The sequence below is a fragment of the Flavobacterium erigeronis genome, from assembly GCF_054075165.1.
In genome coordinates, this window is the sequence record NZ_JBSKGP010000011.1 from 151,631 (window position 1) to 166,443 (window position 14,813).

Here is a 14,813-nt window from a genome sequence, read left to right on the forward strand (position 1 = left end):
TTTGAAAGCATTTTGACGGCAAAATTTGCGTTTTATCGGATTAATAATCAGATAGATGTGGTCAGGAAAAATAGAAAGTTGTTTTTTTCTATGTAAAAAACGAAAGAATTCTTACGATAAAACTAAGCAGAAGTGATCTCATACAGCGCGATACTTGCCGCTTGAACGACATTCATGCTGCTGTTTTTGCCAAACATATTGATATGCACAATTTGATGCGAAAGTTTCAAAAGTTCGTCTGAAATTCCGTTAATCTCGCTTCCTATCAAAAGAGCGATTTTTTTATTTTCAGGAATTATAACTTCTTTTAAAGGTTTACTGTTGGAAGCTATTTCTAAAGAAATAATCTCAAAATGATTCTCAATCAAATAAGAGCGAAGTTCGTTATAATCTTCAATCACTGAATGCTGTACATGAAGATGCGTACTGCGTGAAGTTTTATTAATTTTACGAGGTGTCAGCGGAATGTCTTTTCCGAAAAAGATAATATTTTCAACTCCGAAAGCTTCAGAAATTCGAAATAAAGAACCAATATTCTGCTGAAAGTAAATATGATCGCATACTAAAGTAATGGGAAATGTTTTTCTTTCAAATTGGTTTTCTTCGTGAGTTAACTGCACTTTCTAAAATTTAATTGGTAAAAATATAATTGATGATGTTTGCGCCCATTTTCAGCGCTTTGTCTCTTACGTTTGCTGGATCGTTGTGCACTTCGGCATCTTCCCAGCCGTCGCCTAAATCACATTCGTAAGTATATAATAAAACGAGTTTATTATCGATAAAAATTCCAAATGCTTGCGGACGAGTTCCGTCGTGCTCATGAATTTTTGGCAATCCGTTTGGAAAAGGAAACGGTTTCTGAAAAATAGGATGATTGGCAGGAATTTCAGTTAAATTATTATTGGGAAATATCTTTTTGATTTCTTTTCGAATAAATTGATCCATTCCGTAATTATCATCAATATGCAGAAAACCGCCAGCAGTAAGATAATTTCTCAAATTGGTTACATCAGCATCGCTAAAAACGACATTTCCGTGCCCCGTCATGTGCACAAACGGATACGAAAGCAAATCTGGATTGCTTGGCTCTACAGTTGAAGGTTTGTTTTTAATTCGAGTATTAATATTGGCATTGCAAAAATTAATCAAATTAGGCAAAGAAGTCGGATTGGAATACCAGTCGCCGCCGCCGCTGTATTTAAGCAAAGCAATTTCTTGTGAGAAAGAGACAGTTGAAAAAAGTAATAATAAGTAAAATATTTTTTTCATTTAATTATATTTTTTGCTTCATTTTCCTTGAGATGCTTTTGTCATCCTGAGGAACGAAGGATCACACAAGAAACTCCGTACAGAATTTGCCAATCTTTGTCTATTTACGAGTGTGATCCTTCGTTCCTCAGGATGACAGACCTAACGTTGTATTTTTTTATTCATTAAAGAAAACCACACTATGACAAGCCACAACAGCTGCGGTTTCTGTTCTTAAACGCGTATTTCCTAAAGTTACAGGTTTGTAATTGTTTTCTAATGCCAATGTAATTTCCTTTTCAGAAAAATCACCTTCCGGACCAATCAAGATTGTAACACCTTCATTTGGCTTTAAAACTTCTTTCAATGATTTTTTATCGGTTTCCTCGCAATGTGCAATCAATTGCAGGCCATTTTGCTGTTGTTTGATAAAATCTTTAAACGAAATCGCTTCATTCAATTTGGGAAGAAACGTTTCGTTGCATTGTTTCATTGCTGATAAAATAATTTTTTCAAAACGGTCACGATTGATTACTTTTCGTTCCGAACGATCACAAAAAATAGGCGTAATTTCCTGAATGCCAATTTCGGTTGCTTTTTCCAGAAACCATTCAAAACGATCGTTCATTTTGGTTGGAGCAACCGCCAAATGCAAGTGAAACTTTGGTTTTTCGGCATTTTTGATAGAAAGCACTTCAACCGTACATTTGTTATCAGAAGCTAAAGTGATCTGAGTTTCAAACAATAATCCAGAACCATTGGTAACTTGAAGAATGTCTGAATCTTTTTTTCGGAGAACTTTTATAATGTGACGACTTTCTTCTTTATCAAAAGAAAAACTTTGGGTTGTTTCGTCAATATTCGGATTAAAAAATAACTGCATGATTAAAATTCGATTCTTGCTTTAGAAACCACAGCAGAAGTTTCAAAACGATTAGATAAGTATTTTTGGTAGCCCACAATCCCAATCATTGCAGCATTGTCTGTTGTGTATTCAAATTTCGGGATGAAAGTTTTCCAACCGTATGAATTCTCTTGTAAACGGGTTCTGATTCCAGAATTTGCAGAAACTCCGCCGCCGATTGCAATTTGTGTAATTCCGGTTTCTTTTACTGCCATTTTTAGTTTATCCATCAGAATTTCGATAATCGTATGCTGGATTGAAGCACAAATATCATTAAGGTTTTCTTCAATAAAATTCGGATTTTCCTGTTTGTTTTTTTGAATGAAGTACAAAATAGCCGTTTTTAGTCCAGAGAAACTGAAATCTAATCCTGGAACTTTCGGTTTGGTAAAAGGAAACGCTTTCGGATTTCCTTCTTTTGCATATTTATCAATCAAAGGCCCACCTGGATAAGGAAGTCCAAGAATTTTGGCGCTCTTGTCAAATGCTTCACCTACAGCATCATCTGTAGTTTCGCCGATAATCTCCATATCAAAAAAGCTATTCACTTTTACGATTTGCGTATGTCCGCCACTTATCGTTAAAGCTAAAAAAGGAAATTCTGGTTTATCATAGCCTTCTTCGTCAATAAAATGGGCTAAAATATGAGCATGCATGTGATTCACAGCAATTAACGGAATATCTAAAGCCAATGATAGCGATTTACTGAAGGAAGTCCCCACCAATAAAGAGCCCATTAATCCTGGACCTTGCGTAAATGCGATTGCGCTTAACTGTTCTTTTTGTACATTTGCTTTACGAAGTGCAGCATCTATCACAGGGACAATATTCTGCTGGTGTGCGCGTGAGGCCAATTCAGGAACAACACCTCCGTATTGATTATGAATTAATTGATTGGCTACAACATTTGACAATACTTTGTCGTTATGTAAAACCGCGGCAGCAGTATCATCGCATGAACTTTCGATGGCTAGGATAAAAACCTCTGGATTTTGCATATAAAGGCACAAATTTTGAATTATATTTGACAAGTCAAATCTTTAGAAATATCTTTGATAGAAGCAGTGCCCAAAATTAAAGAATTTTTATCAAAAACAGCGGTTCTTTGTCTGTTCAAAATAAATTAAAAGAAAACTAAAATTAAAGAAGCTATCAAAAAAGTAAAAAAAATAATATCCAGAACCCTAATTGGGTTGATTTTACTTTTGTTAGCTCTTGCTATCATACTCTCTCTTCCTGCGGTTCAGACACAGATCGCCAATTATGTCACCAATTCTTTAAACGAAGATTTTAAGGTTAATATTAATGTTGAAAAAACGGCGATCAATATTTTTGGAGGCGTAAAATTGAAGAAAGTAACGATTTTAGATCATCATAAAAAAACGATGATTTATTCGGATATCATTACAACTGATATTGCGAGTTTCTCTAGATTATTAGATGGGGATTTAATTTTTGGAGATTTACGTCTAACAGGTCTGATTTTTAATCTGAAAACCTACAAAGGCGAAGATGAGAACAATATCAATAAGTTTATACAAGCTTTTGAAGTTGAAAATACGCCAAAGAAAAAATCGACCAAACACTTTTTGCTTACGGCGAAAAATGCTTACATCGAAAAAGGAAGATTTTCTGTTGTTGATGAAAATAAAACTACACCTAAATTTCTGGATTTTACCAAACTAAATGCTTATATCAGCGAGTTTAAATTGTATGGTCCAGATGTAAATACCAACATTCACAGGTTTTCGTTTATGGATCACCGCGGTTTGTATGTGTCTAATTTTGCTGGGAAATTCAGTTATACCAAAAAACAGATTAAAGTTGAAAACCTGGCTATTACAACCAAAAGATCTTCTATTTACGGTTTAGCCATTTTAAATTATAAACCATCAGATTTTCTTGATTTTACCGACAAAGTTCGATTTGATGTAAAGATAGATTCGTCTTCGATTGCAACAAACGATATTCGCCATTTTTATGATGGTTTAGGTAAAAATCAGCATTTTAAACTGAAAACAAAATTAGACGGCCCGCTTAATAATATGACGCTGACCAAGCTGCGATTAAGCGATACAAATGGATCAAAAATTAACGGAACCATCAATTTTAGGAATCTTCTTGGCAGTAAAGAACAGAAGTTTTCTATGGATGGAAAATTTGATAAACTGCTTTCTAGCTACGATGATTTGGTTATTCTGCTTCCAGGAGTTTTAGGTAAAAGACTTCCGAAAGAAATGAAGCGAATTGGGAAATTCAATATTGTTGGAAAAGCAAAAGTATCAACCACAGCTTTAGAAACCGTTTTTAAAATTGCCACAGATTTAGGAAATGGAGAAGTCGATCTTCATCTGAATAACATGGATTTTATAGACAAGGCTTCGTATGCAGGAAATATTGTTTTAAATAATTTTGATATAGGCGCCGCTTTAAATAGAAAAGATATTGGCAAAACGACTTTGAATTTAGATGTGGACGGAGTTGGTTTTACTGAAAAATATTTGAATACCGTTATTAAAGGTGATATTTCGAAACTCGATTATAATAAATACACGTATAATAATATAGTAGTAAACGGAAACTTTAAATTGCCTTATTATAAAGGGCAAATTGCCATCAATGACCCGAATTTAAATTTAAGTTTTGACGGTTTGCTCGATTTGAGCAAAAGAGAAAACCGTTATGATTTCCATATCAACGTCGAAAATTCAGATTTAAGAAAATTGAAGTTTGTCGGTGATTCTATTTCTCATTTTAAAGGAGATGTTGTCGTTCAGTTAACTGGAAATTCTATTGAAAACCTGCAGGGAGATATTTTTATAAACGATGCCGAATATCAAAATCCAAAATCAACTTATATTTTTGATCAGGTAAACTTGAATTCAACTTTTGATGCAGATCGTTTGAGAACTATTACAATTAGTTCGAATGATGTGGTTGACGGAAAAATTGTGGGTAAATTTAGATTCGATCAGCTGGATAAATTGGTGATGAATTCTGTGGGTAGTTTATATACGAATTACAAACCTTACAAAGTTAGAAAAGGACAGTTTCTGCGTTTTAATTTCCGTGTTTACGATAAAGTGGTCGAAATGCTTTATCCGCAAATCAATATAGATTCTTCTACGGTTGTAAGAGGAAAAATAGATTCTGATTTACAAGAGTTTAAATTTCGTTTTAGATCGAAAAAAATTACAGCAGATAAAAATACGTTTGATAATATCCGTATTAATATTGACAATAAGAATACACTTTATAATGCTTATGTCGAGTTAGACAGTATAAAAACTCCGTATTATAAAATACGTGATTTTAATTTGATTAACGTTACGGCAAAAGATACTTTGTTTGTCCGTTCGGAGTTTAAAGGTGGAAATCAGGGAGAAGATTATTTTAATCTAGATTTGTATCATACGATTGACAAGAGCAAAAATAATATTATCGGAATCAAGAAGTCGGAAATGAAATTTAAGGACTATATCTGGTACTTAAATGAAGATGCTGAAAAAGACAATCAGATTATAGTTGACCAGTATTTTAGAAATTTCAATTTTGACAATATTGTTTTATCTCATGAAAATCAGAAAATTGATTTGAATGGAGTCATAAAAGGAAAAGATTACAAAGATCTGGTGCTGACATTTGAAGATGTTGATATCAATAAAATTACGCCTACCAATTCCAAATTTGTGTTCGATGGTAATTTGAATGGAAGTGTCAATTATAAGCAGAATAAAAATGTTTATCAGCCCACGGCATCCATTAAAATCGATCACCTTGTAATGAATAAAACAGAATTAGGTACGCTTAATTTTGATATTTCGGGAGACGAAAGTTTTAGGAAATTCACGGTTAATTCATCGATTCAAAATGGTTTTACCGAATCGTTTAGAGCAAATGGAACTTTTGCTGTAGAAAATAAGGAAACCATTATGGATATGAGCTTGAAACTGGAAGGTTTCAATCTGGCTACTTTAGGAACTATTGGCGGTGATGTTCTTTCTAATGTTCGTGGTTCTGTTTCTGGAAATGCAGCTGTTGTCGGGAATTTGAAAAAACCAGAAATCAACGGACGTCTGTATGTAGAAAAAGCAGGAATGACAATTCCGTACCTAAATACCGATTATGAATTGAGTGATCGAACGGTAATTGATTTGACAAATGAAAAATTCTTGTTTAGAAATAATCAGTTAACGGATACTAAATATGGTACAAAAGGTTTGTTGAATGGAAGTATCGAGCATAAAAATTTTGGCGACTGGAAGTTAGATTTAAATATTACGTCTAAACGATTAGTTGCGCTGGATACAAAAGACAGTGATGATGCCGCTTATTTTGGAACCGCATTTATAAACGGAACGGCAAGTATACGAGGTCCGGTAGAAAGTCTTTTTATTAAGGTAGATGCGAAATCGGAAAAAGGTACAGAAGTTAAGATTCCGATTAATAACGTGCAAAGTGTTGGAGAAAGCAGTTGGATTCATTTTGTAACACCGCAAGAAAAATATAATCTAGCCAATGGAATTGTAGAAAAAACTAGAGACTACAACGGTCTTGAACTAGAATTTGATTTTGATATTACACCTGATGCCGAAGTTGAAGTGATTCTAGATCGAAATTCTGGTCACGGTATGAAAGGAAAAGGGTATGGATCGCTTTTATTTAAAATTAATACTTTGGGTAAATTTAATATGTGGGGAGATTTCCAGGCATACGAGGGAACTTATAATTTTAAATACGGCGGACTTATCGATAAAAAATTCTCGGTTAAAAAAGGAGGTTCTATTATTTGGGAAGGAAACCCGATGCGTGCTCAGCTGAATTTAGAAGCGGTTTATAAAACGCAGGCAAATCCGGCAGTCCTTTTAGATAATACTTCGTCATTCAATAAAAAAGTTCCTGTAGAAGTAGTAATTGGTTTGCGAGGAGATTTATCAAATCCTGAGCCTAATTTTGATATTCAGTTCCCGTCTGTTAGTAATGTTTTAAAATCGGAGATACAATATAAGTTAGATGATAAAGATATTCGCCAGACACAGGCGCTGTATTTATTGTCTACAGGTTCGTTTATGAGTACCGACGGATTTAGTCAGGGAGATTTCTCTGGAACTTTATCAGAAACGGCTTCAAGTTTGTTGGGCGGAATTATTAAGTCGGATAATGATAAAGTAAATATCGACTTAAATTATATTGCGGCTGACAGAAGAACAGGCCAGGAGGTTGATGGTCAGTTTGTCGCTAATATTTCGTCTCAGGTCAATGAACGTATTACGATTAATGGTAAATTGGGAGTTCCTGTTGGCGGTGTAAACGAATCGGCAATTGTGGGAGATATTGAAATCTTATATCGTGTAAACGAAGACGGTACAATGAACCTTCGTCTGTTTAATAAAGAAAACGACATTAATTATATAGGACAAGGAATTGGATATACGCAAGGAGTCGGTATTTCGTATGAAGTGGATTTTGATACTTTTAGCGAGCTTGTCAATAAGTTGTTTAAAAGCCATAAAATAGAAAAGGCAGTAAAAGGTTCTTCGTCAGATGAGCTGCAGGATTCTTCTTTAAATCCAGATTACATGAATTTTACAACTAAAAAGGAATCGGAGAAAAATAAGAAAAAGGCAAAAGAAGACGAAGAAAAAAGGAAAAAAGAAGAAGAAAAGAAGAAAAAGAAAGAAGAGCAGTCTCCAAACAATAATCAAGGACTAATTCCAGATAACGATTATTAACACTTTGTTAAAAATATACATTTATAAAACCATTATTCTCATAATGGTTTTTTTTGTGCTAAATTTAAGCCCTTTAATAAAATTTTCCATGTGAGCGGGAAATTCTGATTTTTATAACACTTCATCAGGGTATTGTTAATTTTGACGATTTAATTAAAAAAATAGCGATTTATTATTTTTAATGAAATTTTTTCCTAGAAAAAACTTATTAACGAAAACGTTTGAATTTAACAGATTTTATTAATTTATGATAATCGTAACCTGAAAAGTGCTGAATGTTTGCTAATTTTACACTTTAATACTTAAATAATGCCAAAAACAATAAAAAAAGTAGGTGTTCTTACCTCAGGAGGAGATTCACCTGGAATGAATGCTGCAATACGATCAGTTGTTCGAACTTGCGCATACCATAATATAGAATGCATCGGAATTTATAGAGGGTATCAAGGAATGATTGAAGGAGACTTCAAAGAAATGGGACCACGAAGCGTAAATAATATTGTAAACAAAGGTGGAACGATCTTAAAATCGGCTCGTTCAGTTGAGTTTAGAACCCCTGAAGGTAGAAAAAAAGCACACGAAAACCTTGTTAAGGCTGGTGTAGATGCTTTGGTTGTTATTGGCGGTGACGGTAGTTTTACTGGAGGATTAATTTTTAATTCAGAATTTGGTTTCCCAGTTATGGGAATACCAGGTACAATCGATAATGATATTTATGGTACAAGTTTTACTCTTGGGTACGACACAGCTTTAAATACTGTTGTAGACTGTATCGATAAAATTAGAGACACAGCAAGTTCGCATAACCGTCTTTTCTTTGTAGAGGTTATGGGTAGAGATGCAGGTCATATTGCTCTTAATGCAGGTATTGGTGCAGGAGCAGAAGAAATCCTTATTCCTGAAGAAGATTTAGGTTTAGACCGTCTTTTAGATTCACTTCAAAAAAGTAAAGCGTCAGGAAAATCATCAAGTATTGTGGTAATTGCTGAGGGAGATAAAATTGGTAAAAACGTATTCGAATTAAAAGATTATGTTGAGGCTAATTTACCTGAGTACGATGTACGCGTTTCTGTTTTAGGACATATGCAGCGTGGTGGTTCTCCATCTTGTTTTGACCGTGTTTTAGCAAGCCGTTTAGGAGTAAAAGCAGTTGAGTCTTTAATTGAAGGAAAATCTAATTATATGGTTGGACTTCGCGAAGACAAAGTGATTTTGACGCCTTTAGAGCAAGCCATTAAAGGAAAATCAGAAATTGATAGAGAATTATTAAAAGTGGCTGACATCATGTCAACATAATTCATATAAAAGTTTAAAAAGAAGAGAAGTTTATTGTGAGGAAATTAGACTTTGAAATAGTGTAATAAAAACAAAAGCAAAAATTTAGTAAAATGTCAAAAGTAAAATTAGGAATAAACGGATTTGGACGTATCGGAAGAATCGTTTTTAGAGAGTCTTTCAATAGAGATAATGTAGAAGTTGTTGCAATCAACGACTTGTTAGACGTAGATCACTTAGCTTATTTATTAAAATATGATTCAGTTCACGGTCGTTTCGACGGAACTGTAGAAGTTAAAGAAGGAAAATTATATGTAAACGGAAGAAATATCCGTATTACTGCAGAAAGAAATCCTGCTGACTTAAAATGGAACGAAGTTGATGTAGATGTAGTAGCTGAATGTACTGGTATCTTCACAACTATCGAAACTGCAAGTGAGCACTTAAAAGGTGGTGCTAAAAAAGTAATCATTTCTGCTCCATCTGCAGATGCTCCAATGTTTGTAATGGGTGTTAACCACGAATCTGCAAAAGCTTCAGATTTAGTTGTTTCTAACGCTTCTTGTACTACAAACTGTTTAGCTCCATTAGCTAAAGTTATCAATGATAATTTCGGAATTGTTGAAGGTTTAATGACAACTGTTCACGCAACTACTTCAACTCAAATGACAGCTGACGGACCTTCTAGAAAAGACTGGAGAGGTGGACGTGCTGCTGCAATCAACATCATTCCTTCTTCAACTGGAGCTGCTAAAGCGGTTGGAAAAGTTATTCCAGAATTGAACGGAAAATTAACTGGTATGGCTTTCCGTGTTCCTACTGCTGACGTTTCTACAGTAGATTTAACTGTAAAAGTAGCTAAAGAAACTTCATACGAAGAAATTATGGCTGTTTTGAAAAAAGCTTCTGAAAACGAATTAAAAGGTATCTTAGGATATACTGAAGATGCAGTAGTTTCTCAAGACTTTATCTCAGATAAAAGAACTTCTATCGTTGATGCTGGTGCTGGAATCGGTTTGAATTCAACTTTCTTCAAATTAGTTTCTTGGTATGATAATGAGTACGGATACTCAAGCAAATTAATCGATTTATCTGTACATATTGCAGGTTTAAAATAATAATATATATTTTTGCAAAATCCCGTTACTTTAAAATAACGGGATTTTCTTATTTTGTTACTTCTATAATTAATGTAAAAAATACACTTTTAAATTAAAAATAGAAAAACCTAATTCCAAAAACTAAACAAATGAAATTAATAGTTGACAGTGGATCTACTAAAGCCGATTGGATTGCGATAGATGATAATGGAAAAGTATTATTCACAACACAAACTTTAGGATTAAATCCTGAAATTCTAGACGGGCCAGAAATCATCACCAGATTAAACGACCGTTTTGATATTTTACAAAATAAAAAAGAAGCAACTCATTTGTTCTTTTACGGTGCCGGATGTGGTACAGATAGAATGAAAGAGTATTTAAAACAGGTTTTTCAAGAGTACTTTTCTAACGCCATTGTTGACGTTCAGGAAGATACTTATGCTGCTGTTTATGCTACAACTCCAAAAGGGCAGGAAGCAATTGTTTCTATCTTAGGAACAGGGTCTAACTGCAGTTACTTTGATGGAAAAGTATTGCACCAAAAAGTTCAGTCACTAGGATATATTGTAATGGATGATTGCAGTGGTAATGTTTTTGGAAAAGAATTAATTAGAAAATACTATTTTAATAAAATGCCTAAAGAATTGGCGGTTGAATTTGAAAAAGAATACGACGTTGATCCTGATTTTATTAAAAATAAATTATACAAAGAACCAAACCCAAATGCTTATTTGGCAACGTTTGCTAAGTTTTTAATTAAACATAAAGACACAGAATTCTGCAGAAAAATTATTTTCAAAGGAATGAAGTCTTTCGTTAAAAACTACATTAAACAGTTTGATAACTGCAAAGAAGTGCCAGTACATTTTGTTGGTTCGATCGCTTTTTATTTAAAAGACGAATTGCAAGAGACATTCGATAAATATGAACTTCAATTAGGGAATGTTTTAAGAAGACCTATTGATGGATTAATTGCTTACCATGTCGCTAATCAATAGTTCTGGTTTTATGGAAATTGCCATTATTGCTCATGATGGTAAAAAAGCGGATTTAATTGATTTCTTAATCAAAAATGAAGCTATTTTGCATAATGAAAAAATAAGGCTTATTGGGACTGGTACTACGGGAGGAAAAGCAGAAGCTGCTGGATTTAAAACGCAGAGAATGCTTTCTGGACCGCTTGGAGGCGATGCGCAAATTGCAGGAAGAGTTGCGGAAGGAATTACGCAGATGGTTTTCTTTTTTAAAGATCCTCTTTCGAGCCATCCACATGAAGCAGATATTAATATGCTGATTCGTGTTTGCGATGTGCATAATGTGCCGCTGGCAACCAATGAAGCAACGGCACAATTATTATTAGATGCTATTGCACAGCGATTATAGAAATCTCTACATTAACATTTTTTGGCAAACAAGCCACTTGAACCGTTTCACGAGCTGGAGCGGTTTTTTCGTTAAAATAAGATCCGTAAACCGTGTTTATTGCTCCAAAGTTGTTCATGTCCATGATGAAAATAGTTGACTTTACAACATTTTCAAAAGTCATTCCTGCAGCTTCTAAGATTGCAGCAATGTTTTGCATTACTTGGTGTGTTTCGTCATTAATGTTCTCTGTAATCAATTCTCCAGATGTAGGATTGATTGCAATTTGCCCAGAAGCATAAAGTGTGTTTCCAGATAATACGGCTTGATTATAAGGTCCGATTGGAGCTGGAGCTTTCTCGGTAAAAATTATTTTTTTCATAATGAAAGTATTTGGATTCGAAAGTAGTTTATCTATTTGAAACGCTTCGTTTGTTCCATTTGATATCGCTAAGCATACCAGATTTAATTCCGATAAAGAAATTCCAGTTAGAGTTTGTTCCTAATGGTTGCCAGTTAAAAGCCATTCTCCAGCTTAATAAATCTCTTTCAAAACGGAATTGCGTAAAGGTAACTCCTTTTTGTACAAAATCGTAACCCGTAGAAACCCCAGCTTTCCACTTAGGAGTAAGGTCGGTATTGATAGAAACCATGATAGAGTTTCCAGAAATCGTGCTTTCTCGTTTAATGTTTGAATACGTTAATGAATAGGCAAGCGTCATATCCCACGGAACTTTAGAATTAAAGAATTCTGTAATGACATCTTCTTTCTCAGGTTCATTTGCAAACTGACTGTTACGGCTGTCATTTAAGTCGGTATTAGTACCAAACAAGTCATCGCTTCGTCCACCATTCCGCTGACTCTGCGTATTTTTTTCTTTCCCAGTTCCTTTATTCGAGAACGAGTAGTTTACGGTTACATTGGCACTGGTCATTCTAAATAAACTTCCGCCATTATCAATGTTGAATTTATCAATTTTGTTACCGCCATTATCAATAGCATACGGATCTAATGTGGCACCAAAGTTCATATTCATTTTATTATCAAAAAACTGCGTTCCACCACTAACTAAAACAGGCTGCCATCCAAATGTTGATTTACCGTCAGCATTGAAATTGTAACTTGTACTGAAGTTTAAGTTGTTTAACAGCATTATCTTCTTAGGCTCTGTTTTTGTGCTGTCTCGGTCTCTTACTTTAGCTTCAAAAGTATTGCTCAAAGCAAAACCAACAATATTAGAGTTGTCTTTTCCTGGCGCTCCGTACAATCCGTTTTCAAATCGGGTATATTCAGATGTGATTCTTCCAGAGGCATCTACAGCATAGGTATCGTAATATTTTTCAAAACTAGGCGTGTAAGCGTACGTAATACTCGGACGCATTACGTGTCTAATAGATTGAATTTTTTTGTCTTCTCCGAAATTAAAAGTTCCGTAAATCGTCGTACCTAAATTGGTGCTGAAATTGTATGTTCTAAAAGCATCAAAACCATTAACCGTTTGGTTGACTGTTTCTCCTTCGGCAGGATCGTAAACTTTTTTGATGGTTTTGTTTACCCATGTTTCCTGATAAGTTGTAGAAGCTCCAGCACTGAAGTATTTAAAAATTTTGAAGTTGGTGCTCAACGGAATAGTTTGCTGTAATCCTAACTGCGCATCATTAAACATCTGAGGTTTGAAGAACAATGAATCTTTTGTTTTGAAATAGTTTTTACCGCTTACATTGTACTGTAAGTTGATGTTTTTAATCAATCCTTTCTTTACGCCATTCTTTCCAACAAAAGGATAAATACGGTCAATACTACCTTGCAAAGACGGAAGCGTCATAATAATATCTTCTGTCTGCGTATTCTGGCTATGAGTTGCAGATAACGAAATACGTGAACCAGGAATGGTATTAAAGGTTCTGTTGTATGAAATAGAAGAACTTAAAGTATTGTTCAAGTTCGATCCAATATTGGCTTGGTTGATCGATTGTTTGAAGTATTTACTACTACCCATGTTAACAGAAGCTGAGAAAGTAGAATTCGGATTCGATTTTGTGTCTTTAGAATGCGACCACTGAATGTTGTAAATGCTTTGTTTAGAGTAATCAGGATAACCGCGTTCGCTACTAATTAAATTCTCAAAACGGATATTCACGTTTCCTCTGTATTTATATCGCGTTGCATACGCCGATTCGAATCGCATGGCGTAACTTCCGTTGGTATAATAATCTCCGAGGACGGTTAAGTCATAATTGTCGCTCAGTGCAAAGTAATAACCTCCATTCTGTAATGAAAAACCTCTTGTGTTAGAATCGTTATAACTTGGAATGATAATACCCGAAACGCTTTTCTCCTGACTCATTGGGAAATACGCAAAAGGCAATGCCAAAGGAGTAGGAACATCAGCAATTACCATATTCGTTAAACCTGTAATTACTTTTTTTCCAGGTATAAATTTAACTTTACTCGTTTGGAAATAGTATTCAGGATGATCGACATCTGTTGAAGTGGTAAATCGTGCACCTTTTAAAAAGTAAACAGAATCGTTTTCTTTTTTAGTAACGGCAGCTTTAATTTTAAATTCGCCTTGTTCTGTTCTAGAATTGTAGATTAAGGCTTTTTTAGTTTTAAAATTAAATCGGATAGAATCTGGCTGGACTTCGCTTGATCCTTGTTTAAAGTTAGGATATTGCGTTAAAACCCCAGCAGAATCTTTAATTCTTCCGGCATAAACTTCATCTTTTTCATAATTAAGAACAATTATACCCGATTTTAATTCAACATCTTTATAGTATAATTCTGCTTCATTATATAAAGTGATCAGTTTGTTTTTCTGGTCGATTTTAGCATAATCTTTCGCTACGTATCTTACTTTTCCATCCAAAAAAGTTTTTTTAGGTCTAACAGTATCTAATTTTATAGTGTCTGTTGGAATTATAGCTGGTTTTTCTACAGAAGTAGTTTTATCTATTTGTTTTCCAGCAGGTAAAGACTTTTTTTTGTTTTTTATCTCTTGCGAATATAAATTACCACAACCTATAGTTAGGAAAAATGATATTAAAACGATATTAAATAAGTTTGTGTGCAAAGGTTTAAATGCTATTTTTGTAAAATTATGGCTTGTTTTTTGACATGTCAAACTTACATATAATTTTTTGGCAAAAATAATCAATTCTAAAAATTATAACAGCTGCATTTTATTA

Annotated in this window: 11 protein-coding genes; 5 read left to right on the forward strand and 6 right to left on the reverse strand. The window is 34.1% G+C overall.

Features of this window, described 5'->3' with window-relative positions; translation table 11 throughout:
- Nucleotides 1-122: 122 nt before the first annotated feature.
- From ACWA1F_RS20645 to tsaD, 4 genes are all read right to left on the reverse strand, one after another.
- Nucleotides 123-620 carry a TrmH family RNA methyltransferase gene (locus ACWA1F_RS20645; protein ID WP_456896518.1) on the reverse strand — a complete coding sequence of 166 codons (498 nt, stop codon included), beginning with the start codon at nucleotides 618-620 and terminating at the stop codon, nucleotides 123-125.
- A 10-nt stretch (nucleotides 621-630) separates the two neighbouring features.
- Nucleotides 631-1,269 (reverse strand): DUF4159 domain-containing protein, encoded by a 639-nt coding sequence (locus ACWA1F_RS20650; protein ID WP_456896520.1) that lies wholly within the window; start codon nucleotides 1,267-1,269, stop codon nucleotides 631-633.
- Nucleotides 1,270-1,426: 157 nt separating this feature from the next.
- Nucleotides 1,427-2,131: a 16S rRNA (uracil(1498)-N(3))-methyltransferase gene (locus ACWA1F_RS20655; protein WP_456896522.1), complete on the reverse strand. Its 705-nt coding sequence runs from the start codon at nucleotides 2,129-2,131 to the stop codon at nucleotides 1,427-1,429.
- Between the two features lie 2 nt (nucleotides 2,132-2,133).
- Nucleotides 2,134-3,150, reverse strand: a complete 1,017-nt coding sequence (gene tsaD / locus ACWA1F_RS20660; protein WP_456896524.1) for a tRNA (adenosine(37)-N6)-threonylcarbamoyltransferase complex transferase subunit TsaD — start codon at nucleotides 3,148-3,150, stop codon at nucleotides 2,134-2,136.
- Between the two features lie 195 nt (nucleotides 3,151-3,345).
- Between tsaD and ACWA1F_RS20665 the strand changes: the two genes are divergently transcribed.
- The 5 genes from ACWA1F_RS20665 (at nucleotide 3,346) to ACWA1F_RS20685 (ending at nucleotide 11,645) form a co-directional block, all read left to right on the forward strand.
- Nucleotides 3,346-7,884, forward strand: a complete 4,539-nt coding sequence (locus ACWA1F_RS20665; RefSeq protein WP_456896526.1) for a translocation/assembly module TamB domain-containing protein — start codon at nucleotides 3,346-3,348, stop codon at nucleotides 7,882-7,884.
- 309 nt (nucleotides 7,885-8,193) lie between these two features.
- Complete coding sequence (gene pfkA, locus ACWA1F_RS20670) at nucleotides 8,194-9,180, forward strand: 6-phosphofructokinase (RefSeq protein ID WP_306160482.1); 987 nt, start codon at nucleotides 8,194-8,196, stop codon at nucleotides 9,178-9,180.
- Nucleotides 9,181-9,272: 92 nt separating this feature from the next.
- Nucleotides 9,273-10,277 carry a type I glyceraldehyde-3-phosphate dehydrogenase gene (gene gap / locus ACWA1F_RS20675; RefSeq protein WP_125722828.1) on the forward strand — a complete coding sequence of 335 codons (1,005 nt, stop codon included), beginning with the start codon at nucleotides 9,273-9,275 and terminating at the stop codon, nucleotides 10,275-10,277.
- 131 nt (nucleotides 10,278-10,408) lie between these two features.
- Complete coding sequence (locus ACWA1F_RS20680; RefSeq protein ID WP_456896529.1) at nucleotides 10,409-11,260, forward strand: N-acetylglucosamine kinase; 852 nt, start codon at nucleotides 10,409-10,411, stop codon at nucleotides 11,258-11,260.
- A gap of 10 nt (nucleotides 11,261-11,270) precedes the next feature.
- Nucleotides 11,271-11,645 carry a methylglyoxal synthase gene (locus tag ACWA1F_RS20685; protein WP_306160575.1) on the forward strand — a complete coding sequence of 125 codons (375 nt, stop codon included), beginning with the start codon at nucleotides 11,271-11,273 and terminating at the stop codon, nucleotides 11,643-11,645.
- Here the strand turns inward: ACWA1F_RS20685 and ACWA1F_RS20690 are convergent.
- Together ACWA1F_RS20690 and ACWA1F_RS20695 are read right to left on the reverse strand one after the other, a co-directional pair.
- Nucleotides 11,626-12,006, reverse strand: coding sequence for a RidA family protein (locus ACWA1F_RS20690; protein WP_306160477.1), 381 nt, complete (start codon nucleotides 12,004-12,006; stop codon nucleotides 11,626-11,628). The genes ACWA1F_RS20685 and ACWA1F_RS20690 overlap by 20 nt on opposite strands.
- Before the next feature lie 28 nt (nucleotides 12,007-12,034).
- The gene (locus ACWA1F_RS20695) at nucleotides 12,035-14,749 is read right to left on the reverse strand and encodes a putative LPS assembly protein LptD (protein ID WP_456896531.1); all 2,715 of its coding nucleotides are present in this window, start codon (nucleotides 14,747-14,749) and stop codon (nucleotides 12,035-12,037) included.
- Nucleotides 14,750-14,813: the final 64 nt, after the last annotated feature.

What these genes read in the sequence shown, in the direction of transcription:
- ACWA1F_RS20650 (WP_456896520.1), bottom strand. Translation starts at nt 1,269, where the DNA reads ATGAAAAAAATATTTTACTTATTATTACTTTTTTCAACTGTCTCTTTC.
- ACWA1F_RS20655 (WP_456896522.1), bottom strand. Translation starts at nt 2,131, where the DNA reads ATGCAGTTATTTTTTAATCCGAATATTGACGAAACAACCCAAAGTTTT.
- tsaD (WP_456896524.1), bottom strand. Translation starts at nt 3,150, where the DNA reads ATGCAAAATCCAGAGGTTTTTATCCTAGCCATCGAAAGTTCATGCGAT.
- pfkA (WP_306160482.1), top strand. Translation starts at nt 8,194, where the DNA reads ATGCCAAAAACAATAAAAAAAGTAGGTGTTCTTACCTCAGGAGGAGAT.
- gap (WP_125722828.1), top strand. Translation starts at nt 9,273, where the DNA reads ATGTCAAAAGTAAAATTAGGAATAAACGGATTTGGACGTATCGGAAGA.
- ACWA1F_RS20680 (WP_456896529.1), top strand. Translation starts at nt 10,409, where the DNA reads ATGAAATTAATAGTTGACAGTGGATCTACTAAAGCCGATTGGATTGCG.
- ACWA1F_RS20685 (WP_306160575.1), top strand. Translation starts at nt 11,271, where the DNA reads ATGGAAATTGCCATTATTGCTCATGATGGTAAAAAAGCGGATTTAATT.
- ACWA1F_RS20690 (WP_306160477.1), bottom strand. Translation starts at nt 12,006, where the DNA reads ATGAAAAAAATAATTTTTACCGAGAAAGCTCCAGCTCCAATCGGACCT.